Genomic DNA, 22,188 nt, shown 5'->3' with positions numbered 1-22,188 from the left:
GCATAAGTGCTTGCATTAGCATCAAGTTAATTTAAGATCGCATATTATTTGCTGTAGCTAAGGGCGCACGTGACTCAATCAACCTCCTATTCAGATATTTGTATTTTAAGGCTTTCGGCTATTGGTGATGTATGTCATGCCGTATCAGCAGTGCAAGCGATTCAAAAGGCACATCCGAAGGCAAAAATTACCTGGGTGATTGGTAAAGTAGAGGCCATGTTACTGGCTGATTTACCAGGTGTTGAGTTTGTTGTATTCGATAAAAAGCAGGGCAAGCAGGCTTATCAGCAACTAAAAGATTCGTTCAAGGGGCGTAAATTTGATGTGCTATTACATATGCAAGTAGCACTAAGAGCAAATCTAGCAGCCCGTTGTATTCCGGCAAAAGTCAAAGTGGGGTTTGATTGGGCGCGCTCAAAAGAGTTACATAGCTTGTTTATTAATAAGCGTATTGCCCCGCAATCAGAGGCGCATGTATTAGAAGGCTTTAAAGGTTTTGCTCAAGCAATAGGGACCCCTGATTACAAACCTCAATGGCAAATGCCAATTACTGCACAGCACCAAAAAGCAGCCGATGCGCTATTAGGCGATGAGCGTTTAGCCGGGCGTATTTTTGTTATCTCGCCTGCGGCAAGTAAAAAAGAGCGTAATTGGTTACCTGAGCGTTATGCTGCACTTGCTGAATATGCTCATCAACAAGGCTTTTCGGTGGTTATTACTGGCGGCCCAACCCCTTTAGAAATTGAACTTGCCGAGCAAATTATCGCGCAGAGTTCGGCACCTGTGCTTAACTTAGTAGGGAAAACTCAACTAAAAGAACTGTTATGTGTTTTGAAACGTGCGGCGTTAGTGTTAACTCCTGATACTGGGCCTGCACATATGGCTGTAACGGTAGGAACGCCTGTTATTGGTTTGTATGCCCACTCAAACCCAAAACGCACAGGGCCTTATTTATATCAAGATTATGTTGTTGAGGTTTATCACCAAAACTTACGTGAGCAAACAGGCAAAACAGCGCAAGAGCTACCTTGGGGAACACGCGTTAAAGGAGCTGATTTAATGGCGCAAATAAGTGTTGAAAAGGTGATTTCGATGTTTGACCTCGTGGTAGATAAAGAGCAATTGTAATGAGCAAAGTTTTATTTTTAGACCGTGATGGTGTGGTCAATATTGATCATGGCTATGTATACAAACCAGAAGAGTTTGAATTTGTACCCGGTGTATTTGAGGCGTGCAAAGCCTTCACTGATGCGGGCTATAAAATTGTGGTGGTAACTAATCAGTCAGGTATTGGCCGTGGTTATTATTCAGAGCAAGATTTTTACAACCTCACTGAGTGGATGAAAGGCGAGTTTTTACGCCATGGCGTTGCTATTCTTGATGTCTATTTTTGTCCGCATCATCCAAGCAAAGCAGAACCTGCCTATTTGCAAGAGTGTAATTGTCGTAAGCCTTCTCCAGGTATGCTTTTACAAGCCATTGATGAGCATCAAATCGATCCATCTCAAAGTATTATGGTTGGTGATAAGCTTGGCGACCTTCTTGCCGCTGAGAGAGCCAATATCGCTACCCGCGTTTTAGTTCGTTCAGGGCAAAGTTATGCCGAGTCAACAGAACAACATGCCGATGTAGTCTGTGAGTCTTTAGCTGAGTTACCTGCTTTAATTTTACAGTCTTAGCAGGTAAGACCAGTTTTATTTCGCAAGCCTTAAGGTCTGCGACGAACTGCAAACAGTGCAATTGTTCGTCTAAGCTTTTACAATAGGCGCAAAATTTAATGTCATGCTAATCATTTCTGGTTAGATACAAGAATATGTGGAGATTACAGATGAGAGCATCTGCGTTTTTTAATCAGTTGCAGCAGCAAATTGATGAAGTGAAAGCTGAAGGCTTATACAAAAGCGAGCGTGTTATCACGTCACAGCAACAGGCTCAAATTGAAGTTGCCTCTGGTGATAAGGTCATTAACTTTTGTGCTAATAACTACCTTGGCTTAGCAAATAGCCCAGAGTTAATTAAAGCAGCTCAACAAGGCCTTGACGATCATGGTTTTGGTGTTGCGTCTGTACGCTTTATTTGTGGTACTCAAGATATTCATAAAACTTTAGAGCAAAAGATCTCTGAGTTCTTAGAAACCGAAGACACTATTCTTTACTCATCATGTTTTGATGCCAACGCAGGTTTATTCGAAACAATCTTGGGCCCAGATGATGCAATCATCTCTGACGCGCTAAACCACGCTTCGATCATTGACGGTGTGCGTCTTTGTAAAGCAAAGCGTTTCCGCTATGCAAATAACGACATGAGCGACCTTGAAAAGCAACTTATTGCTGCTGATGAAGCGGGTGCTAAAACTAAGTTAATCGCCACTGACGGTGTTTTCTCAATGGACGGTGTCATTTGTAATCTTGAAGCGGTTTGTGACCTAGCTGATAAATATGATGCATTAGTGATGGTTGATGACTCTCACGCGGTTGGTTTTGTTGGTGAAAATGGTAAAGGTACGCCAGAGTATTGTGGTGTACTTGACCGTGTTGATATCATCACAGGTACCCTTGGTAAAGCACTTGGTGGTGCATCAGGTGGTTACACTTCAGGTAAAAAAGAAATTGTTGAGTGGTTACGCCAACGCTCTCGCCCATACCTTTTCTCAAACTCACTTGCACCATCAATTGTTACTGCATCAATTAAAGTACTTGAGATGCTAAGCAATGGCGGCGAATTACGCGCTAAGCTTTGGGATAACGCAAAGTATTTCCGTGAACAAATGGAAGCAGCAGGATTTACCTGTGCAGGTAAAGACCACGCTATTATCCCTGTCATGTTAGGCGATGCTAAAGTTGCCTCAGCCATGGCTGACAAATTACTTGCTGAAGGTATTTACGTAACAGGTTTCTCATTCCCTGTAGTACCAAAAGGCCAAGCACGTATTCGTACGCAAATTTCTGCGGCGCATACAAAAGAGCAATTAGATACCGCTATTGCTGCCTTTACCCGTATTGGTAAAGAAATGGGTGTTATCTAATTTTATTTCCTAAACCGAAGCTTTTGCTTCGGTTTTGTTTAATTGAGTGTAAATCATGAAAGCATTATCTAAATTAAAAGCAGAACCAGGGATCTGGATGACTGATGCGCCAAAACCTGAAGTTGGCCATAACGATCTGCTTATTAAAATCCGCAAAACAGCAATTTGTGGAACAGATGTCCATATTTATAAATGGGATGAGTGGGCACAAAATACAATTCCTACGCCAATGGTTGTTGGTCACGAGTATGTAGGTGAAGTGGTTGATATGGGTCAGGAAGTACGTGGTTTCCAAGTGGGTGACCGTGTTTCTGGTGAAGGCCATATTACCTGTGGTCACTGTCGTAACTGTCGCGCTGGTCGAGTGCATTTATGCCGTAATACAACTGGTGTTGGTGTAAACCGCGAAGGTGCATTTGCTGAATACCTTGTGATCCCAGCTTTCAACGCATTTAAAATTCCAGATAACATTCCTGATGAACTAGCATCAATCTTTGACCCATTCGGTAATGCAGTGCACACAGCGTTGTCGTTTGACTTAGTTGGTGAAGACGTATTAATCACAGGTGCTGGCCCAATTGGTATCATGGCAGCTGCTGTTGCCAAACACGTGGGTGCACGTCATGTGGTTATCACTGATGTGAACGAATACCGTCTAGATTTAGCGCGTAAAATGGGCGCGACTCGTGCTGTAAACGTAGCAACTGAAAAGCTTGAAGATGTAATGAAAGAGCTTGGCATGACCGAGGGCTTTGATATTGGTCTTGAAATGTCAGGTGTGCCAGTTGCATTTAACAGCATGCTAAACAACATGAACCACGGTGGTAAAATTGCCATGTTAGGTATTCCACCTTCAGATATGGCGGTTGATTGGAACCAGGTTATTTTCAAAGGTTTAATCATTAAAGGGATTTACGGCCGTGAAATGTTTGAAACTTGGTACAAGATGGCGAGTCTAATTCAGTCAGGCCTTGATCTGAAACCAATTATCACTCACCAGTTCTCTGTGGATGACTTCCAGGCAGGCTTTGATACAATGATTTCAGGCCAATCAGGTAAAGTAATCCTCAACTGGGATTAATACCGAGTAATTTGATAAGGCGGCTTTGGCCGCCTTTTTAGTTTAGAGAGTACTATGTCGTATAAACATATTTCAGTGAGCGAAACATTTGCGCTGTTAGATAAAGAAGAGGTTGTGATTGCTGATATTCGCGATCCTAACTCATTTCAAACGGGTCATATCCCAGGTGCTGAGCATTTATCAAATGCCAACATCAGCGAATTTATGATGCATAAAGAGTTTGATCAGCCAATCATCATCGTTTGTTATCATGGTGTGAGCTCTCAAGGTGCTGCGAGCTATTTAGTAGAGCAGGGGTTTGAAGACGTATACAGCATGGATGGTGGCTTTACAGCTTGGCAGACACAACTTCCGGAGCACATTGAACGATGATTGAGTTGGGTAGCATAAATAATCCTCGCGCCGCACAAGGCTTTATAGATTACATAAAAAGTAAGGGCTTACATGGAGAGCTGCGCTCGCAAGATGGACAAACTGTGATTATTTGTGTTGCTCCAGAGCACTTTCATCAAGCTCAACCACTTTGGCAGGAGTTTGCTGCTAACCCTCATGACGAAAAATACCAACAAGCTTCATGGCAGGTAGGCAGTACACAATCGCCTCTGTCATATCAAGGCCAGTCCCTTAATTTAAAAGCCCGCTTTAAGGCATTAAGTTGGCTAAACCGTACGGTTACTTTAGTCTCGATAGCTATATTTATTGCCTTCTTATTAGGTGGTTTTGAAACTATTTACAGTATGTTGCAGTTCAACCCTGCACAGCCACTAACTTGGTTTACACCTGCCATTGTGCATTTTAGCGCTATTCATCTTATTTTTAATTTGATCTGGTGGATGACGCTGGGTAACGATATAGAAAAACGCAGTGGCAAATTAACCTTAGTCGGTTTATTTTTAGTGACGGCATTCATTAGTAACTGGGCACAGTTTTTAGTAGTTGGGCCTAACTTTGGTGGTCTAAGCGGCGTTGTGTATGGCTTACTGGGTTTTTGTTGGATTTACAGCGTAATGAGGCCAACAGAGCCGCCACTAGTAAGTAATAGCATTGTCGGTTTTATGCTGGTATGGCTTATTCTAGGCTTTGTAGATATGTTGCCTGTGAGTATGGCGAACTGGGCGCATTTAGCGGGGTTATTGGCTGGTATAGCTTATGCTGTGTCAGACAAGCTGCTTTCACGGAAATAATCGCGTAAATAAAAATGGCGGCTTATGCCGCCATCTTACAATTAATGATATAAATACTTAGTAAATAACACTTCTCGGACAATCTCTTGTCCTGTTTCTTGTTTTAGTAGTGCTTTTAGTTTTTCGGTGCAGCGTTTTCTGATTTCTTCGCGACCGGTAAGCGATTTAATGTTTTCTTCAGGCTCTTTTGAGAGTATTTCAACAATCGCATCACGCAATAGTGGAGTGTGATGTTCTACGATTGCGATATCAGATAGATCATTGAGCATGAGATCCACCGTTATACGAACATAGCCAAGTTTTTTATTACCTTGACCTATGTAGTTTGTGATGATGTCAGGCTCAAAACCAAAGTAGCCAACATTTGATTCAGCGCGTACAGACCAACTTGTTGCAGTAACAAGTAGCATGCTTATCAAGTAAATTGATAACAATGATTTTTTCATAGTTAAGAATATTCCACCCTTTCAATGATTTTTAGTCTATACCCAAATTCACTTAAGATACAGGCTGTTCTGCGTTTTTTAACCCTGCTTGAGATTAAATCATGACTTTTTCGAAACGTGCAGCAGTGATATCATTTGCACGGTTTTTAAAAATAATGAGTCGTTGTGATCACATTCCCAGTTTCATTAGCTGCAAGTTGGCAGCCTGCTTCAGCATTTCCAGATTTGACGCAACAACAGCAAAGTTGGTTGCTTGAAGCTGGGTCATTAACAGCCAAGCTTAAAAGTCACTGTCAGGCTTTTTCAGTTGAAGTTTTAAACGAGGCGCCATTTGACCTAACCGCCGAGCAACAAGCGTTACTCAATACCTCTCTAAGTCAGGCATTAAATCGCGAAGTGTTACTTCTATGCGATGGTAAACCAATGGTTTATGCACAAAGCTGGTTGCCGGCAGATGATACATTAAAAAAGCAGCAGTTACTAAGTATGGGAACAAGGCCGCTTGGTGATGTTATTTTTCAAGACCCAAGCTTATCGCGCACAGAAATAGAAGTTGCTAAATTTTCACAGCAGCACGCTATCCAAGCTTTAACAGCTGAAATTGGCTTCTCTTCACAACCATTGTGGGGAAGACGCAGTGTTTTTAGCTTATCTAATGCTCATTTTCTCGTGGCTGAAGTATTCTTACCTGGAGCGTATATTTACCTATGAAGCTAGCTGCACTTAAGGTCGCACATATACCTTACTATAAACAGTTAATGCGTACCGATAAGCCAATTGGCACCTTGTTGCTATTATGGCCAACTTATTGGGCGCTGTGGCTTGCTGAGCTTGGCACACCGAGCTTATTAAATTTTGTGGTTTTCAGTTTGGGCGTCTTTGTGATGCGCAGTGCTGGGTGTGTAATTAATGACTTTGCCGATCGTAAGATAGATGGCTCTGTTAAGCGCACAGCCCAGCGACCGCTGGCAGCAGGTTTGGTATCAAGTGGTGAAGCTCTGAGTTTGTTTGTACTGCTTATTGTGGTGGCCTTTGGTTTAGTGTTAACACTCGGATGGTCAACGATATTACTATCGTTTGGTGCCTTAGCACTGGCGTTTTGTTATCCCTTTATGAAGCGCTACACGCAACTACCGCAAGTTGTGCTTGGTGCTGCATTCAGCTGGGCTATTCCAATGGCCTATATGGCATCGATTGGCTCAGTGCCATTAGAAGCCTGGCTACTATTTACCGCGAATCTTGTTTGGACTGTGGCTTATGACACTATGTATGCCATGGTTGATAGAGATGATGATTTAAAGATTGGCGTTAAATCAACAGCAATCTTGTTTGCCAGCTATGACAGACACATCATTTTTTTACTCAATGCCTTGTTTATTACGATTCTTGCTTACATAGGTATGAGTAATCACCTTGGTTTTCCTTATTGGCTGGGCTTAGCTGCAGCGGTTGGTTTTTTACTTTATCAACAAATGCTTATTCATAAACGAGAGCGAGATCCTTGTTTCAAAGCATTTTTGAATAACCATTATGTAGGGTTAGTGATTTTTATCGGTATAGCAGCATCCTTGCCACTGCCATTTTAATTACCTTGGTGGGTCGATAATGCCGCTGATTGAGGCATTTTTTCTGAACCAGCCCGCAATAGAGTAGCGTACATCGCTTGCGGGTAATACTTCATGCATAAAGCGTTCGCTTTCAAACATAACCAATAAGCCCGCTTGAGGTTTAATAACTATTTCAATGTCTTTACTTTTTGGTTTGTAGATCACCAATTCACCGCCAGACTCTGGCGTATTTAAGTAACAAACCGTTGTAAAAATGCGATTCGAACGGCCTTTGAAGGCATCATAGTGCTTTTTATAAAAGTCACCTTGTTGATACTTTGCATAATGGCATTCATAATCAAATAAGCCTAAATAGAAGCTACGGTTTAACTGTGTCTTTATTGCTTCCATGGTCGCCAGATAAGTAATTTGTGCTTGGCTAGAGCTATCAAACCAAAAGGTTTTATCTTTACGCACAGTTTTATCTATTTGTTGGTCGTTTAATCGGCCAATACCTGCGGTATGAAAATGCGGATTAATGCGATAGCAATCTGCAATTAAATCAGCAATTAAGCTTTCATCAATCGCGTTTTCAACAACAGCATATCCTGTACGTTCAATAGCATCTAAGTATGTGTCGGTAATTAGCGGTGCGGTCATTCATGTGCACAATCAAAAAAAGGTGCGTAAGTGTATATGAAAAATTCTGCGATGCACGCTTTTTATGCAGTAAAAGATGAAGAAATAAAGGGGATTGGCTAGCCTGATTAATTACAGGCTAGCAGTATATATTATAGCTATTAGCTTTGGCTTGATAACGCCGTTTTTTCAATGAGGTCAAGTAAATGACTAACATGAGAATTCTCATTGATTTGTTGATTTGTTTGGATCACAAGCTGCTCGTGTGCGATGCCTTTATTGGTTTTCAATAATAGTAATTCTGGGTCTGAAGAGACAATATTTGTGTGTTCAATACTGGCAATGGCGATGTGATTTGACTTTTTAAGGCCATCCATTACTTGTTCAATGCTACCTACTTTGATACTTGATGTTTTATCAAAAGATTCGATTGCATCGTTTAGCATAGACTGCACTTGTTTTGACTGTGAAAAGCAGCTGTACATTGGGTAGTCTGCAAAGTCGCGTTTGCTAATGTCGCTCTTATTTGCAAGCGGGTGGTTTTTAGCCACGAAAATGATCAGTTGATCAGGTAAATGAATGTCACTGCCAATGCTGTTCATCGCTTGAGAACATACACTGATATCAATTTCACCTAATTGTAGTTTACGTACAAGCTCACTTTGCTCTTGTAACTGCATCTCAATTTTAACGTGTGGATATTGCGCTAAAAACTGACCGCAAGATACTGGTACTACCGTGCTTGCTTTGTTGGTATAGCCAATAACTAGTTTCTCGTTAGCACAGCCATTTAAAGATTCGAATAAACGTTTTTTGGTTTCTTCAAGGTTGTCGAGGGTTTGTTTAGCGTACTCTAGGAAAAGTTCACCTTCTTTGGTTAACTTTACAGAGCGAGTAGAGCGGGTAACGAGTTCATAGCCAATTTCATCTTCAAGCGTTTGGATGCTACGAGTTAACGCTGAAGTGCTAATTTGGGTTTTTTCCGCTGCTTGGCGAAAATGCCTCAGCACGCCTAGTGCTACAAATTGTTCAAGTTGTTCAAATCTCACTTTAATAGTCCCTTGTTATAAGTAAGCCTTTTACGTCCAGGCAATATTATTATACTTCACGGTAGGCATAGTAAATTATTGTACCTTTTTTGGGAAGTGTTTTACAGAAAAGTTACATCTAATCAGGGTAACGGTCTTTAATCTCTAAGAAAAGTGGTAAATTTTCAAGTAGTAAGTCGACTAGAATTGGATCAAAATGTTTCGCGCGCTGATCTTTTATGAGAGTTAACGCCTCTTCTAATGGCCAAGCCTTCTTATAACAACGGTCGCTGCAAAGGGCGTCAAACACATCGGCGAGGGCGGTTATGCGGCCAACTATATTAATATCGTCTGCCATTAAACCTTGCGGATACCCTGAACCGTCCCACTTTTCATGATGCTGGTAAGAAATTAAAGCACCGCATGTCAATATCTCGTTACTTGAGTTTTTTAATATTTCATAGCCGATTTCTGCATGGGTTTTCATTATTTCCCACTCATCATCAGTGAGTTTACCAGGTTTATTCAATATGCTGTCTGGAATGCTGATTTTACCAATGTCATGTAGCGGTGAAGCAAGCTTAATAATTTCACATTGAAATGGGTTAAGCTCTGAAAGCTGAGCAAGTAACTCACTATATAAAGCAACACGTTTAACGTGAGAGCCGGTTTCTTTAGAGCGTTTTTCTACAGCTTCTCCAAGAATGTACGACAGCTCTTTTTGCGATTCTTTTACCATTTCTCTGAGTTTTAAATTATCGTAAGCAAGCGCGATATTGTTGGCATAAAACTCTAACAGTTGATGTTCTGTGGCCTGTAACTTACTGCCTTTATGAACATAAAGCATGGTTTCAAGGCCGGCTTTGGTAGGAAAGTAACCAATATAATCATTACTTGTTTTTAGTGATGATTTTCGCTCATGTGCATCTATAAATAAGTTTTTTACTTCATCAGGAATGGTGTTTTGCTGTGGTGTGGGGCCTACACCTGAGGCTGCAAGTAATTGAAAATCTTTTGCTGGTGACGATTGTAGATTAACGGCCGCAGCACAATAAATTTGCGTGTCATTAATGCCCATCACGTTAGTAACATGGCTTAAAATTGTTGAAGCAAATTCATGAACACTGTCACATTTTAAAAAGTTAGCAGACGCGTTGATGATCTGTTCAAGACCATGCTTGTGGCGGTCAATAATTTGAATATCGCGGTGTGCTCTTAACGCCGAGTAGAGCAAGGTTTTAATTTTAATCGCGGTGAGCTCAGTTTTGTTTTTATAATCGTTAATGTCGTAATCGCGGATAATCGCTTCTTCAGGGGCTTCACCTGGCTGACCTGTGCGCAGAATTAAACGAATATCGTGGTTTTCTATTTCATCGCGAATGTATTGAATAAGCTCAAGACCAGCATGGTTGGTTTCCATTACCACATCAACGAGGGCAACAGAAAAGGGAATATCTTTTTTTAAAAACTCTTTTGCTTCGGCCGCAGAGTAGGCGTCATAAAAGCGCAGACCTTTATTTTCGAAAGTGAAGCCAGCTAATACTAGTTTCGTAACTTGATGGATATCTTCTTCATCATCAACAACAAGAATATGCCAGTATTCAGGCTCTTCAGTTTCTATATTATTTTCTTCTAACTGTTCTTCAGAAAATAAGAAATCATCCACAAAAACACCACTTATTGTTGTATCTCATACAATAAGTATAGAGGCAGAAATTTACTCTGCCTTATCTGAAACTGGTTTTTTTTCGATATTCTTTAATTCGATTTCAATAGCATCACAAGAAATGTGGATCTCATACAAAGAGGTGAGAAGTGATAAGGCTAAGCAAGCGAGGCTGATACCAAATAAAATAATTCCTGTAGTATTAAACTCTATAAATAATGCAAACATTGATAAGGTACACATCAGAAAAGAGGCAACACCATAAACCTGCATCACCCTAATGAGTTTAATGCGTTTTCTTAAATTGGTAATTTGTGCAACAACTAATGGGCGGATACTTTCCCCTTCACGTGCATTGAGTTCTCTAATAAGCTGAGCAAGCACCAAAAAACGGTTGGTGTAAGCAAGTAACAGTAAAGAAATTGCTGGGAATAACAATCCCGGTGTTGTTAAAGTCATGTGGCTACCTTGAAATAAGCATTGCAGCGAAGTTAGTTGCTAGCGTAGTTTAGGATTTAAAGATAGAAAAGTAAAAGGGAAGTGATTTGCAAAACAATAATTTAAATCAACCTGCTAAGCAGGACCCATTCGCTTGGGTGAAAGTGTTTCAGGCTGAAAATGGCTTAGAAGCCAACATTATTAAAGGGCTTTTAAAAAGTAAAGGGATCGAATCGCAACTGCAAGGTGAGCTTTTACAAGGGGCGCTTGGAGAGATCCCATTTGAACAAACAGGGGTCGATATACTCGTTTACGCATTAAAAGAGCGCCAGGTGCAAGAAATATTGCTAAACTACCGGCAATTAAAACAATCGGCTCCTGACTGGGTATGCCCAAAGTGTCATGAGCTTAACGGAGCAACATTTGAAATATGTTGGTCTTGTGGGACTGTAAAGAATGACAAAAGCGAATAATTTTCAACGTATTAGAGAATTAAACTATTTGCAAAAAGCGGTATTAGGTGGCGCATTACTTGAGCGTATGCTGCCTAATTACAGCTTATTTAGTGAAGCAACAGGGTTTGGTGATGCCGCGGTTTTTCGTAGCGCATTAAGTGTCTGCTGGGAAAAAATCTTACTACCAAAAAGTAAAATCAGCCTTGAAAAGCAAATTGAAAAAATAGAGCCGAATGTGCCAGAGCTTACTGACTTTGACATGTTCGGGACTTATCCCGCAATCGATACAGCAACCGCTTTGCTTGGCATGTTGCACGGTTTGATAGCTAAAGATGAACAAGAGTTTTTAAATATTAGTAAAATTTCACAGGCTTCAGTGGCTCGTTTTATTGAATATCAACTAACAGTAGATGGTGAAATTGCTGATAACAAAGCTGTTCGTGAACACCCTTTAATGCAGTATGAAATTGATGTACTTGCTGAGCTTATTGATTTTGTAGAGCAAATGGGCCGAATTACCTCCCAGAACGTAAAAGAGCTTAAGCAACTTGCAGTATCTGACGGCCAAACCAACATCGGTATTGCAATTTAATATTCAGTAATGCGTATTTTCACTGTAAAATACGCGTTTGTTTTTTCTTGGCGGAGTAATTGATGCGAATTTTAGGTATTGAATCATCATGTGATGAAACGGGTATTGCCATTTATGATGATGAACAAGGCTTATTAGCACATCAACTGTATAGCCAAGTAAAAGTGCATGCCGATTACGGCGGTGTGGTACCTGAGCTTGCGTCACGCGATCACGTACGTAAAACCTTACCTTTGATTGATGCTGCTTTTGCACAAGCTGGTTGTGGCCCAGAAGACTTAGATGGCATTGCTTACACCGCAGGCCCTGGACTTGTTGGTGCACTCCTTGTGGGAACCTCTATTGGTCGCTCATTGGCCTATGGTTGGAATATTCCTGCTGTTGCTGTTCATCATATGGAAGGCCACCTACTTGCGCCAATGCTTGAAGAGGACAAACCGGAATTTCCGTTTATCGCACTACTGGTGTCTGGCGGTCATACTATGATGGTTAAAGTATCTGGCATTGGTGAATACGAAGTGCTGGGAGAGTCAGTTGATGACGCTGCCGGTGAAGCATTCGATAAAACCGCGAAGTTATTAGGTCTTGATTACCCTGGTGGTCCACGTTTAGCAAAACTTGCGGAGCAAGGTACGCCTGAGCGTTTTGTATTTCCACGTCCGATGACTGATAAACCAGGCTTAGATTTTAGCTTCAGTGGCTTAAAAACAGCGGCATCCCTTGCGATTCGTGATAGCGATGATGACGAGCAAACCAAAGCTGATATTGCTCATGCATTCCAAACAGCGGTAATAGATACCCTAATCATTAAATGTAAGCGTGCATTAAAGCAAACAGGTATCAAACGTTTAGTGATTGCCGGTGGTGTAAGTGCAAACGTGCAATTGCGTGCGCAACTTGAACGAGTAATGCAAGGCATGAAAGGGCGCGTTTATTACCCGCGCACAGAGTTTTGTACAGATAACGGCGCTATGATTGCTTATGCTGGTATGCAGCGTTTGAAAGCAGGTCAGTTTGCTAGCCTTGATATGAAAACAAAGCCGCGCTGGCCTATTGATTCACTCGAAGCACTTTAATTTATAACACTATTCCTGTTCTGGGGCTTTTTTCTTAGCCCCTACTTTAGGCTCTTCCCCTGCCATCAAGCGAGTAATATTTGCTCTGTGACGGAAAATTATCAACACGGTTAAAAAGGTAACTGGCAAGGTATACAAAGGTTTTATCCACCAAGTATAAAGAGGTGCTAAAGAAACCGTAACCAGTGCCGCAAGCGATGAATATCGTGTGATAGCAACAATTATGAGCCAGGTTACGATCAGCATCCCACCTAGCGATAAACCAATGGGTAATAACGTGCCAAAAGCGGTCGCGACAGCCTTACCACCTTTAAAGCTAAAAAACAGCGGATACATATGCCCTAAACAGGCTGCCACACCAATTAAACCTAGCATTAGCGGGTCTATTTTTAAAAAGTAGGCACCCCAGACAGGGATGGTTCCTTTTAAAATATCAAAGACAAGAACTAAAACAGCGGGGACTTTTCCACCAAGGCGATAAACATTTGTAGCACCAGGGTTATTCGATCCATGACTGCGTGGGTCTGGTAGTTTAAACAGCCGTGATACAAGGATAGCGGAAGAGACCGATCCCAGTATGTAAGCTAAAACTAACATTAAAACTTCTAACACGCGCTTCCTTATTTTTTAATCTGCACTTTTGGGCTATCATTGGCGGCAAAACCATCTGCCGCTCTCATCGAGTAGAATGTAAGCACCTTATTGCAATGCATCTATCCGTTATTGTAGGGGTAATTTTTATATATTAAAACAGTATGACAGCTTATATAGCGCATTATTGTTATCAATAAGCGTTTAGTATGAGGAGTTGTTTTAATATTCATGTCACTTGGAGTATCAATGGACAAGGTATATATATCACAACTACATGTAGACACCATTATTGGCGTGTATGATTTTGAAAAAGAAAGTAAACAAAGCCTGTATTTTGATATCGAAATGTTATGTGATATTTCTGCCGCAGCGGCAACTGATGATATAAATTTAGCGCTTGATTACGCCAAAGTGAGTGAGCGAGTGGTTGAGCATACAACGGCAAAACCAGTTGAGTTACTTGAAACTTTAGTTGAGCAATTAGCTGCCATTATTTTAGCTGAGTTTGCGACTAGCCAAGTCACTATACGTGTTAGTAAACCAGCCGCAGTGCCACAAGCGCAAACTGTGGGAGTTGAGATCACCCGTCGTAAGGCAAACTAACATGGCGCAAATATTTATAAGCTTAGGCTCTAATGTCAATAAAGAGCATTATCTTCGACAAGCGCTTATTGCCTTAAAGCCTCACTTTCCAGGCTTTATACATTCGTCTGTTTATGAAAGTGAAGCGGTGGGGTTTGCAGGTAGTAATTTTTATAATTCAGTGGTCGCAGCAAAAACAGATATGCCATTAGCTGAACTATGTAAACTACTGAAAAAAATTGAGCTTGATAATGGCCGCACTCGTGAGGATAAAAAGTTTAGTCCTCGCACATTAGATCTCGATCTATTGTTTTATGATGACATTATCTGTGATTCGCCTGCGCAATTACCGCGGGATGAAATAACCAAAAATGCGTTTGTATTGCAGCCTCTAGCTGAAATTGCTCCCGATTTTTATCACCCCGTAGCTAAGCTAACTTTGGCTGAGTTATGGAGTAATTATAACAACCCACAACAAAAACTATGGAAGGTGGAGTTTTCTAACCCATGAGTATTATTGAGATAATTGTTTTAGCCTTAATTCAAGGATTGACTGAGTTTTTACCTATTTCGAGCTCAGCACATTTAATTTTACCCTCACAAGTTTTGGGTTGGCACGACCAAGGCCTGGCATTTGATGTTGCGGTACACGTAGGTACGCTAGGTGCTGTGGTACTGTATTTTCGTAAAGAAGTGGTGGATATTCTCGGTGCGTGGTTTAAATCGTTTGGTTCACAAGGCGCAACCGACGATAGTCGTTTAGGTTGGTGGATTATTGTTGCGACTATACCTGCATTATTAATTGGTTACCTATTCAAAGATTTTGTTGAAAGCTACTCGCGTAATGCCTGGGTTATTGCTACTTCAACCATCGTATTTGGTTTGTTACTTTGGTATGCCGATGTAAAAGCAAAGCAAGTTAAGAATATTTACCAAGTAAACTTTTTCAGTGCGCTTTTATTAGGCTTTTCACAAGTTCTCGCTATGGTATTTCCTGGCACATCCCGTTCAGGTATTACCATTACTGTGGGTTTAATGCTGGGCTTAAACAAGCAAAGCGCTGCCCGTTTTTCGTTTTTAATGTCAATTCCAGTAATTGCAGCAGCAGGTTCATATTATGTGTATCAGTTGGCTACAGCGGGTGAGGCGATTGATTGGCATGCAATTCTATTAGGCGCAGGTTTATCATTTGTGTCGGCTTATGCCTGTATTTTCTTTTTCTTAAAAGTGATTGAGCGCATGGGCATGATGCCATTTGTTATCTATCGCTTACTTTTAGGTGTAGGTTTGTTTGCATTCTTAATGCTGTAAAATAGGCTTTAAACTTAATTAAAAAACACCTCAAGTTGAGGTGTTTTTTATGTTGGCTATTTGGCAATACTCTAATGCCGTGTAGTAATGGTAAGTAAAGCTTATATTTGGCATTATAACGCCTTACTTATCTCTTATTCATTTTGCTCAGGACAGTAGATGCATATTCATATTCTTGGAATTTGTGGCACCTTTATGGGTGGTATTGCCGCAATCGCTAAATCGTTAGGTCATACAGTGACAGGCTCTGATCAAAATGTGTACCCGCCGATGAGCACGCAATTAGAAGAGCTAGGAATTACGCTCACCCAAGGTTATGACGTTGCCCAACTAGAACCCGCGCCAGATATGGTGGTGATTGGTAATGCTATGAGCCGAGGCAACCCTTGTGTTGAATACGTTCTTGATAAAGGCTTGCCTTATACTTCTGGTCCAGAATGGTTAAAGCATAATTTACTGCAAAACTCTTGGGTGTTGGCTGTGGCCGGAACACACGGCAAAACGACTACAGCCAGTATGCTGGCATGGTTACTAGAATACGCAGGAATGAAACCGGGCTTTTTAATTGGTGGTATAGTACAAAACTTTGGTGTGTCTGCTCGTGTTGGCGAAACGCCATTTTTTGTTATTGAAGCCGACGAATACGACACGGCGTTTTTCGATAAACGCAGTAAATTTGTACATTACTTACCACGGACCTTAATTCTAAATAATCTTGAATTTGATCATGCTGATATTTTTGAAGATTTAAACGCGATAAAGAAACAATTTCACCACTTGATGCGTACATTACCCTGTAGTGGCAAAGTGATTTGGCCAAGCCAAGACGAAGCACTACAAGATGTGATTGAACGCGGCCTTTGGAGCGAGAGCGAAACACTGGCGGGTGATTGGGATTACCGCTTACTTAAAGCTGATGGTAGTGAGTTTGAAGTGCTACTAAATTCACAAGTGCAAGGTGTTGTCAGTTGGCAAGCTATGGGCGAGCACAATGTCAAAAATGCCATTATGGCCATTGCAGCAGCCAGACACGTAGGCATCGCGGTATCAGTCAGTATTGCAGGCTTAACTGAGTTTATCTCTCCGAAGCGCCGTATGGAGCTTAAAGCCGACGTTAACTCAATAAAAGTGTATGACGATTTTGCTCATCATCCAACGGCAATTAAAACGACCTTAGCAGGGCTACGTGCAAAAGTAGGCACTGATAAGATAATTGCTATTTTAGAGCCTCGTTCAAACACAATGAAAATGGGCGTGCATCAACAAACCCTGATTGATTCACTCGATGCAGCAGATGATGTGTATTTATTTGAGCCAGAAAATTTAAGCTGGTCACTTAAAGAGTACGCAGACAAAGCAGGTATGCATTGCATGAAAAGCACAGAGGAAATCATTACTCAGGTTGTTGGCAACAGTGCGCCGTCACAGCATATTTTAATTATGAGTAATGGTGGTTTTGAAGGTATTCATCAGCGTTTAATCACAGCCCTTGAACAAAACTAACCAGTATACGGAGCTTAACTGTATGCAATTTAAAGATAAAATAACGTTAGCTTTTAGCGGTGCCTCTGGGGCTCCTTATGGCTTAAGGTTATTAGAAGTATTACTTGAACAGCAGTTTCAGGTGTATGTATTGATCTCAAGTGCGGCAAGAGTGGTCTTTGATACAGAATCGAATATCAAACTTTCGGGTAATGAAGACAAAGCGACAGAGCAGCTTAGTACACTTTTTAATGCCGCTCCTGAGCAACTCAAAGTATTTGGTAAAGACAACTGGTTTAGCCCTGTTGCATCTGGCTCTGCTGCGCCGAAAAAAATGGTGGTATGCCCATGTAGTGCAGGTTCAGTATCTGCAATTGCGGTCGGGGCATCAGATAACTTACTCGAACGCGCCGCTGACGTGGTTATTAAAGAGCGTGGGCAGCTGATTTTAGTCCCGCGTGAAACGCCATTTAGCGAAATCCATCTTGAAAACATGCTGAAGCTAGCAAGGCTAGGCGTAACTATTATGCCTGCGGCACCGGGGTTTTATCATCAGCCAGAGCAGATTTCAGATTTGGTTGATTTTATGGTGGCGCGAATTTTAGATCATTTAAACATTGAACATACTTTGACGAAACGTTGGGGTTATGGAGAGGGCAAACAGTGAGCGAAAAAACGATCGCATTAAATATTGAAGGCCTAAAAAAGGTTTATAAAAATGGTGTTGAAGCCGTAAAAGGCATTGATTTACAAGTTCAGCAAGGCGACTTCTTTGCCTTACTTGGACCAAACGGGGCAGGTAAATCAACCACTATTGGTGTTATTTCATCGTTAGTGAATAAAAGTGCCGGTCGTGTCCAGGTATTTGGTCACGATATTGATACAGACCTTGAAGCTGCTAAGTCTGAACTTGGCTTAGTACCGCAAGAATTTAATTTCAGTCAGTTTGAAACACTAAATCAAATCTTAGTTAACCAAGCAGGCTATTACGGTGTACCAAGAAAGCTGGCACATGAGCGTGCTGAAAAATACTTAAAGCAGCTAGGTTTATTTGAGAAAAAAGATAAACAAGCGCGCACCCTTTCAGGTGGTATGAAACGCCGTTTAATGATTGCTCGTGCACTGATGCATGAACCTAAATTACTCATTTTAGATGAACCAACAGCGGGTGTTGATATTGAGCTACGCCGCTCTATGTGGGATTTTCTTCGCGAGATTAATAAGCAAGGTGTGACCATCATCTTGACCACCCATTATCTAGAAGAAGCCGAGCTGCTATGTAAAAACATCGCGATTATCGACAGTGGTGTGATTGTTGAAAACACCACCATTAAAGCGTTACTTGCCAAGCTTGATAAAGAAACTTTCGTACTTGATTTAAAGCAACCAGTGCAGCCAATTAGCATTGAAGGTTATAAATACACACTGACCGATGATCACACTTTAGAAGTTGAAGTGGCGAAGTCTCAGGGCTTAAACCAGGTGTTTAGTGCACTGACTGAACAAGGTAATACTGTGCTGAGTATGCGAAATAAAGCAAACCGTTTAGAAGAGCTGTTTGTAGGGTTATTAGAACAAGGGCGAGGCGAATAATGTTTAAATATGGAGTAGCGCTAAAAAGTATTTGGATCAAAGAGTGTATTCGCTTTTTACGTATTTGGGTGCAAACCTTAGTTCCGCCGGCAATCACGATGAGCCTGTATTTTGTGATTTTTGGTAATCTGATTGGTTCTCGTATCGGTGATATGGGTGGCTTTAGTTATATGGAGTTTATTGTCCCGGGTCTGATTATGATGTCGGTGATCACCAACTCTTACTCGAATGTTGCCTCGAGTTTTTATTCCACTAAATTTCAAAAAAGCATTGAAGAGCTCTTAGTTGCACCAGTGCCAAACTACATCATTGTACTTGGCTACATGGGCGGTGGTATGACACGAGGTATGCTGGTTGGTTTAATTGTTACCTGTGTCTCTTTGCTATTTGTTGATATTCAAATTCATAATATTTTTGTGATTATGGCTACGGTTATTTTAACGTCGGCTGTATTTGCATTAGGCGGACTTATCAATGCAATTTATGCTAATAGCTTTGATGATATTAGTATTATCCCGACCTTTATTTTAACGCCGCTGACTTATCTCGGTGGGGTGTTTTACTCTATCACCTTGTTGCCAGAATTTTGGCAAGGCGTATCGCAAGTAAACCCAATTATTTATATGGTGAATGCATTTAGATATGGGTTCTTAGGTGTGTCTGATGTCGACTTATCGGTAGCATTTGGTGTACTTGGTTTATTTATTGTGGGTTTATTTACGTTAGCGTTAACCCTTATTAGACGTGGTGTGGGGCTTAGACACTAATGACGGATGCAAATTCGAGAAGTATTGTATCGAATCAACCTGGCTTACATGAAAAGCTAGACGAAATAGTTTTAAAGCACTTAAGTGCTGAATTTAAAAAGCCGATTGCAGAGCATACGCAAGCAGCTTTTGATCAGGTAAACGAAAAGGTGCAGGCATTTAACGGGCCTATTATTCTTGATTCGTGTTGTGGTGTGGGTGAAAGTACTGCTAACTTAGCTAAACGTCACCCTGATGCATTAGTGATTGGTATTGATAAGTCATCACATCGTTTAGATAAGCATGATATTGAATACAAGCAAACAGATGCAGGGCAGTACATTTTAGTACAAGCTGATTTAAACGATTTTTGGCGCTTAGCAGTGGCTGCAAACTGGCAACCTAGTCATCATTACCTGTTGTATCCAAATCCTTGGCCAAAAGCAAAGCACTTGCAAAGACGCTGGCACGGCGCTGCAATTTTTCCGTATATCGTTAAATTAGGCGGCCGCTTAGAGCTGAGAAGCAACTGGGATATATACGTAAAAGAGTTTGCCCGCTCATTAGAGCTTGCAGGGCATAAGTGCGATGTTGAGCTATATGAAAGCGATATTGCAATTACCCCATTCGAACGTAAATATTGGGCCAGTGGTCAACAAAGTCACCGTTTGGTGATCAACCTTTAATGAATATAGGGGGTCGGTGGTGCAAAATGACTCCCTTGCATTAAAGTCACCCCCGCACGAGCAAGCGCATCTGCTATCTGTTCGTTATCAACTTGCTCAGCAATTACATCTAACTTTAGTTGCTGAGCATATTTCACCAAGTTTTCAATAAACAGATAGTTATCTGTATTGGTATGAATTTGGCTCACCAACCCTTTATCTAGCTTCAAGCCATCAATTTCTAGCTTCCTAATGTGGGGTAAGTTTGAAAAGCCCGCGCCGAATTCATTGATAATAACTTGAGCACCTTTATTTTTTAGGGTGTTAATAAAGGTTTTTACTTCACTAAAGTAAGCGATAGCATCACGCTCATAAAACTGAAAAATAATATTATGAGGCTGCGGATAGCGCCTAAGTTGTAACTCTAAAAACTCGCTTAAGCTTGGGTCGAGAATATCTTGTGCGGTAATGTTGATACTCCAGCGCACATTGGTTTTTCTAAACTGCTCAATGCATCGAGTGAACATGGTGCGTCTTAAAAGACCGTCCATACGTGAGCGCTTTAGCACCATCATAAAGTAATCTGGCGCATGAATACGACCTGTAGCACTAGCCATTCTGGCTAGGCATTGATAATGGTCAATGTGTTTGCTTTGGTTATTATAGACTGCTTGAAAGTAAGGTACGATACGGTTGTTATCGAAGGCTTCTTTTACTTCTTTGGCAAGCGTAACATTGCTTCTAAATTTCTCTTCAACCTGCTTGAACACATTTTCATAACGTACAATACGCTGATTATTAAGCTTTGCTTGTTGCAGCGCAACATGGGCGTTTTCAATCAACATTGACTTATTACTCGTGGCGATACCTGCGTACAAGCTCACGTAGATATAAGGCTCTTTCAACGCAGGAATAGCATAGTTAAAAGCATTAATTACATCATCGATATTACGCTCATCACTATGCGTTCGTAATAGCGCAATTTTATTAGTTGCTAACCGATAGACAAACCCTTCGCTAGGCATCCTTGATTGAAAATAGCTAAGCAAGTTAGCCATTACTTTGTCGCTCACTTCAGTGCCATAAAAACTGCTAATATCTTCTAGCTCATTAATGGCAATAACTGCCAGCTCCATACGGTGTTTGGTGGTTTTCTTTATGTAGTATTCCAGCGCGACATGGTTCGCAAAGCCGGTGCGGGCATCTGTTGAGAGAGAGCGTTTTAGTTGTAAAAAATACAGCCCAGCAATTAGCGCTGCAATAAAGAAAAAGAAACAGCCTGTGATCATTGCACGGGTCACACTGTGCTGCAGTTGCTGATTTAAGTCACTAATGGTTATGTCGGCACCAGTTATATAGGTGTGACCATTATCATCGACAAAAGTGACAAAGATGCTTTTAAAATAGCCCCATTGATCTTTTGATACCTCAAATACCGGCTCTGTTGAAAAAAAAGCTTCTTTGTTAAGTTCTGTCGCTTCGGGGTAGGCATCTAGAAACTGTGTTACGCGGCCATTGTTTTGATCTTTTTGCGTGTAACTCGACGCACTAAAGTAGACTTTGCCGTCGCGCAGTACCATTGCGTACACATAGGCAAGCTGCATTTGTTTTGCATACTCAGATAGGGCTCGGCTTTTGTCTTTATATAGTGCCGAAGAGATTGGTAAGCCCGCATTAACTATATTGTGATAGTCATCACCTAGGATATGTTTGACACTGACCGCAGCATTAAGCAGTTTGGTATCGATATTCTCCATGATCTCACTACGCGTGGTTTCATAGGTGTAATAGATATAGCCAAATAAGCTAATAAAAAATGCGGCGAAGCCATATAGCAGCCAGCTGGTTTTTTGCATTCCTTTGGGCATAGAGGTTCCCTTTGCAGTTATCGTTTGATTATACTCAAAAAAAGCGTATCTGATAGTATAAAATGACTGCAAATTTCATTAACTGATCACTTTTTTGTCATCGAAATTAGCGCTTTTTTGCTTTATGCGAGACATTTTCGTGATATTCCAGTAAAGTTAGCCAATTTCGT

26 protein-coding genes are annotated in these 22,188 nt (G+C 41.1%); 19 read left to right on the top strand and 7 right to left on the bottom strand.

Annotated elements, in window-relative coordinates:
- Window positions 1-69 precede the first annotated feature (69 nt).
- The 6 genes from NFU46_RS07935 to glpG all read left to right on the top strand — a co-directional run bounded on the left by NFU46_RS07935 (window position 70) and on the right by glpG (window position 5,290).
- On the top strand, window positions 70-1,128 hold the full coding sequence (locus NFU46_RS07935; RefSeq protein ID WP_251601033.1) for a glycosyltransferase family 9 protein: 1,059 nt from the start codon (window positions 70-72) through the stop codon (window positions 1,126-1,128).
- On the top strand, window positions 1,128-1,679 hold the full coding sequence (gene gmhB, locus NFU46_RS07930) for a D-glycero-beta-D-manno-heptose 1,7-bisphosphate 7-phosphatase (protein WP_251601031.1): 552 nt from the start codon (window positions 1,128-1,130) through the stop codon (window positions 1,677-1,679). The genes NFU46_RS07935 and gmhB overlap by 1 nt, the downstream gene beginning before the upstream one ends.
- Before the next feature lie 149 nt (window positions 1,680-1,828).
- Window positions 1,829-3,025 carry a glycine C-acetyltransferase gene (locus NFU46_RS07925; RefSeq protein WP_054560964.1) on the top strand — a complete coding sequence of 399 codons (1,197 nt, stop codon included), beginning with the start codon at window positions 1,829-1,831 and terminating at the stop codon, window positions 3,023-3,025.
- 55 nt (window positions 3,026-3,080) lie between these two features.
- Window positions 3,081-4,106: an L-threonine 3-dehydrogenase gene (gene tdh, locus NFU46_RS07920; RefSeq protein ID WP_054551064.1), complete on the top strand. Its 1,026-nt coding sequence runs from the start codon at window positions 3,081-3,083 to the stop codon at window positions 4,104-4,106.
- 54 nt (window positions 4,107-4,160) lie between these two features.
- Complete coding sequence (gene glpE, locus NFU46_RS07915) at window positions 4,161-4,478, top strand: thiosulfate sulfurtransferase GlpE (RefSeq protein ID WP_054560963.1); 318 nt, start codon at window positions 4,161-4,163, stop codon at window positions 4,476-4,478.
- On the top strand, window positions 4,475-5,290 hold the full coding sequence (gene glpG, locus NFU46_RS07910) for a rhomboid family intramembrane serine protease GlpG (protein WP_251601029.1): 816 nt from the start codon (window positions 4,475-4,477) through the stop codon (window positions 5,288-5,290). The genes glpE and glpG overlap by 4 nt, the downstream gene beginning before the upstream one ends.
- 41 nt (window positions 5,291-5,331) lie before the next feature.
- Here glpG and NFU46_RS07905 read toward each other — a convergent pair whose 3' ends face one another.
- A complete protein-coding gene (locus NFU46_RS07905; protein WP_371351978.1) occupies window positions 5,332-5,700 on the bottom strand; it encodes a flagellar basal body-associated protein FliL in 369 nt (122 codons plus the stop codon).
- A gap of 201 nt (window positions 5,701-5,901) precedes the next feature.
- Between NFU46_RS07905 and NFU46_RS07900 the strand changes: the two genes are divergently transcribed.
- Both NFU46_RS07900 and ubiA read left to right on the top strand, forming a co-directional pair.
- Complete coding sequence (locus NFU46_RS07900) at window positions 5,902-6,447, top strand: chorismate lyase (RefSeq protein WP_175078456.1); 546 nt, start codon at window positions 5,902-5,904, stop codon at window positions 6,445-6,447.
- The gene (gene ubiA / locus NFU46_RS07895; RefSeq protein WP_058585825.1) at window positions 6,444-7,322 is read left to right on the top strand and encodes a 4-hydroxybenzoate octaprenyltransferase; all 879 of its coding nucleotides are present in this window, start codon (window positions 6,444-6,446) and stop codon (window positions 7,320-7,322) included. Before NFU46_RS07900 ends, ubiA begins: the two co-directional genes overlap by 4 nt.
- Here the strand turns inward: ubiA and NFU46_RS07890 are convergent, their stop codons facing one another.
- From NFU46_RS07890 to NFU46_RS07875, 4 genes are all read right to left on the bottom strand, one after another.
- On the bottom strand, window positions 7,323-7,943 hold the full coding sequence (locus NFU46_RS07890; protein WP_175082443.1) for a 2OG-Fe(II) oxygenase: 621 nt from the start codon (window positions 7,941-7,943) through the stop codon (window positions 7,323-7,325).
- Window positions 7,944-8,083: 140 nt separating this feature from the next.
- Window positions 8,084-8,971, bottom strand: a complete 888-nt coding sequence (locus NFU46_RS07885; protein WP_251601027.1) for a LysR family transcriptional regulator — start codon at window positions 8,969-8,971, stop codon at window positions 8,084-8,086.
- A 118-nt stretch (window positions 8,972-9,089) separates the two neighbouring features.
- Complete coding sequence (locus NFU46_RS07880; RefSeq protein ID WP_058585823.1) at window positions 9,090-10,616, bottom strand: response regulator; 1,527 nt, start codon at window positions 10,614-10,616, stop codon at window positions 9,090-9,092.
- Window positions 10,617-10,667: 51 nt separating this feature from the next.
- Entirely contained in the window at window positions 10,668-11,075 is a 408-nt protein-coding gene (locus NFU46_RS07875) for a DUF2721 domain-containing protein (RefSeq protein ID WP_054560956.1), read from the bottom strand.
- 86 nt (window positions 11,076-11,161) lie between these two features.
- Between NFU46_RS07875 and NFU46_RS07870 the strand changes: the two genes are divergently transcribed.
- From NFU46_RS07870 to tsaD, 3 genes are all read left to right on the top strand, one after another.
- A complete protein-coding gene (locus NFU46_RS07870; RefSeq protein WP_251601025.1) occupies window positions 11,162-11,527 on the top strand; it encodes a DUF2007 domain-containing protein in 366 nt (121 codons plus the stop codon).
- The gene (locus tag NFU46_RS07865; protein WP_058585822.1) at window positions 11,511-12,101 is read left to right on the top strand and encodes a YjaG family protein; all 591 of its coding nucleotides are present in this window, start codon (window positions 11,511-11,513) and stop codon (window positions 12,099-12,101) included. The genes NFU46_RS07870 and NFU46_RS07865 overlap by 17 nt, the downstream gene beginning before the upstream one ends.
- Window positions 12,102-12,163: 62 nt before the next feature.
- The gene (tsaD, locus tag NFU46_RS07860; RefSeq protein WP_054560954.1) at window positions 12,164-13,177 is read left to right on the top strand and encodes a tRNA (adenosine(37)-N6)-threonylcarbamoyltransferase complex transferase subunit TsaD; all 1,014 of its coding nucleotides are present in this window, start codon (window positions 12,164-12,166) and stop codon (window positions 13,175-13,177) included.
- Between the two features lie 9 nt (window positions 13,178-13,186).
- Here the strand turns inward: tsaD and plsY are convergent, their stop codons facing one another.
- Complete coding sequence (plsY, locus tag NFU46_RS07855) at window positions 13,187-13,789, bottom strand: glycerol-3-phosphate 1-O-acyltransferase PlsY (RefSeq protein ID WP_251601023.1); 603 nt, start codon at window positions 13,787-13,789, stop codon at window positions 13,187-13,189.
- Window positions 13,790-14,017: 228 nt separating this feature from the next.
- Between plsY and folB the strand changes: the two genes are divergently transcribed.
- From folB to NFU46_RS07815, 8 genes are all read left to right on the top strand, one after another.
- Entirely contained in the window at window positions 14,018-14,374 is a 357-nt protein-coding gene (folB, locus tag NFU46_RS07850; protein WP_251601021.1) for a dihydroneopterin aldolase, read from the top strand.
- 1 nt (window position 14,375) lies between these two features.
- The gene (gene folK, locus NFU46_RS07845) at window positions 14,376-14,864 is read left to right on the top strand and encodes a 2-amino-4-hydroxy-6-hydroxymethyldihydropteridine diphosphokinase (protein WP_251601019.1); all 489 of its coding nucleotides are present in this window, start codon (window positions 14,376-14,378) and stop codon (window positions 14,862-14,864) included.
- Entirely contained in the window at window positions 14,861-15,664 is an 804-nt protein-coding gene (locus tag NFU46_RS07840) for an undecaprenyl-diphosphate phosphatase (protein WP_054560951.1), read from the top strand. The genes folK and NFU46_RS07840 overlap by 4 nt, the downstream gene beginning before the upstream one ends.
- A 159-nt stretch (window positions 15,665-15,823) precedes the next feature.
- Window positions 15,824-17,167: a UDP-N-acetylmuramate:L-alanyl-gamma-D-glutamyl-meso-diaminopimelate ligase gene (gene mpl, locus NFU46_RS07835; protein ID WP_251601017.1), complete on the top strand. Its 1,344-nt coding sequence runs from the start codon at window positions 15,824-15,826 to the stop codon at window positions 17,165-17,167.
- Window positions 17,168-17,189: 22 nt separating this feature from the next.
- The gene (locus NFU46_RS07830) at window positions 17,190-17,813 is read left to right on the top strand and encodes a flavin prenyltransferase UbiX (protein WP_054551081.1); all 624 of its coding nucleotides are present in this window, start codon (window positions 17,190-17,192) and stop codon (window positions 17,811-17,813) included.
- Window positions 17,810-18,739, top strand: a complete 930-nt coding sequence (locus tag NFU46_RS07825; RefSeq protein ID WP_054551082.1) for an ABC transporter ATP-binding protein — start codon at window positions 17,810-17,812, stop codon at window positions 18,737-18,739. The genes NFU46_RS07830 and NFU46_RS07825 overlap by 4 nt, the downstream gene beginning before the upstream one ends.
- Window positions 18,739-19,506, top strand: coding sequence for an ABC transporter permease (locus tag NFU46_RS07820; protein ID WP_251601015.1), 768 nt, complete (start codon window positions 18,739-18,741; stop codon window positions 19,504-19,506). The genes NFU46_RS07825 and NFU46_RS07820 overlap by 1 nt, the downstream gene beginning before the upstream one ends.
- Window positions 19,506-20,171, top strand: a complete 666-nt coding sequence (locus NFU46_RS07815; protein ID WP_251601013.1) for a tRNA (guanosine(46)-N(7))-methyltransferase TrmB — start codon at window positions 19,506-19,508, stop codon at window positions 20,169-20,171. The genes NFU46_RS07820 and NFU46_RS07815 overlap by 1 nt, the downstream gene beginning before the upstream one ends.
- On the opposite strand, the gene NFU46_RS07810 is transcribed toward NFU46_RS07815, so the two are convergent.
- Window positions 20,168-22,018 (bottom strand): GGDEF domain-containing protein, encoded by a 1,851-nt coding sequence (locus NFU46_RS07810; RefSeq protein ID WP_251601011.1) that lies wholly within the window; start codon window positions 22,016-22,018, stop codon window positions 20,168-20,170. The genes NFU46_RS07815 and NFU46_RS07810 overlap by 4 nt on opposite strands.
- Window positions 22,019-22,188 lie beyond the last annotated feature (170 nt).

Origin of the sequence: Pseudoalteromonas sp. NCCP-2140 (assembly GCF_023708065.1) — a bacterium.
GTDB lineage: Bacteria > Pseudomonadota > Gammaproteobacteria > Enterobacterales > Alteromonadaceae > Pseudoalteromonas.
The sequence above is the reverse complement of the archived record's forward strand: the minus strand, read 5'-3'. Positions and strand labels throughout refer to the sequence as shown.

Coding starts and splice junctions, on each gene's coding strand:
- NFU46_RS07865 (WP_058585822.1), top strand. CDS start 11,511: ATGACAAAAGCGAATAATTTTCAACGTATTAGAGAATTAAACTATTTG.
- mpl (WP_251601017.1), top strand. CDS start 15,824: ATGCATATTCATATTCTTGGAATTTGTGGCACCTTTATGGGTGGTATT.
- NFU46_RS07905 (WP_371351978.1), bottom strand. CDS start 5,700: ATGCTACTTGTTACTGCAACAAGTTGGTCTGTACGCGCTGAATCAAAT.
- NFU46_RS07925 (WP_054560964.1), top strand. CDS start 1,829: ATGAGAGCATCTGCGTTTTTTAATCAGTTGCAGCAGCAAATTGATGAA.
- folK (WP_251601019.1), top strand. CDS start 14,376: ATGGCGCAAATATTTATAAGCTTAGGCTCTAATGTCAATAAAGAGCAT.
- ubiA (WP_058585825.1), top strand. CDS start 6,444: ATGAAGCTAGCTGCACTTAAGGTCGCACATATACCTTACTATAAACAG.
- gmhB (WP_251601031.1), top strand. CDS start 1,128: ATGAGCAAAGTTTTATTTTTAGACCGTGATGGTGTGGTCAATATTGAT.
- tsaD (WP_054560954.1), top strand. CDS start 12,164: ATGCGAATTTTAGGTATTGAATCATCATGTGATGAAACGGGTATTGCC.
- folB (WP_251601021.1), top strand. CDS start 14,018: ATGGACAAGGTATATATATCACAACTACATGTAGACACCATTATTGGC.
- NFU46_RS07875 (WP_054560956.1), bottom strand. CDS start 11,075: ATGACTTTAACAACACCGGGATTGTTATTCCCAGCAATTTCTTTACTG.
- NFU46_RS07830 (WP_054551081.1), top strand. CDS start 17,190: ATGCAATTTAAAGATAAAATAACGTTAGCTTTTAGCGGTGCCTCTGGG.
- tdh (WP_054551064.1), top strand. CDS start 3,081: ATGAAAGCATTATCTAAATTAAAAGCAGAACCAGGGATCTGGATGACT.
- NFU46_RS07820 (WP_251601015.1), top strand. CDS start 18,739: ATGTTTAAATATGGAGTAGCGCTAAAAAGTATTTGGATCAAAGAGTGT.
- NFU46_RS07890 (WP_175082443.1), bottom strand. CDS start 7,943: ATGACCGCACCGCTAATTACCGACACATACTTAGATGCTATTGAACGT.
- NFU46_RS07815 (WP_251601013.1), top strand. CDS start 19,506: ATGACGGATGCAAATTCGAGAAGTATTGTATCGAATCAACCTGGCTTA.
- glpE (WP_054560963.1), top strand. CDS start 4,161: ATGTCGTATAAACATATTTCAGTGAGCGAAACATTTGCGCTGTTAGAT.
- NFU46_RS07810 (WP_251601011.1), bottom strand. CDS start 22,018: ATGCCCAAAGGAATGCAAAAAACCAGCTGGCTGCTATATGGCTTCGCC.
- glpG (WP_251601029.1), top strand. CDS start 4,475: ATGATTGAGTTGGGTAGCATAAATAATCCTCGCGCCGCACAAGGCTTT.
- NFU46_RS07840 (WP_054560951.1), top strand. CDS start 14,861: ATGAGTATTATTGAGATAATTGTTTTAGCCTTAATTCAAGGATTGACT.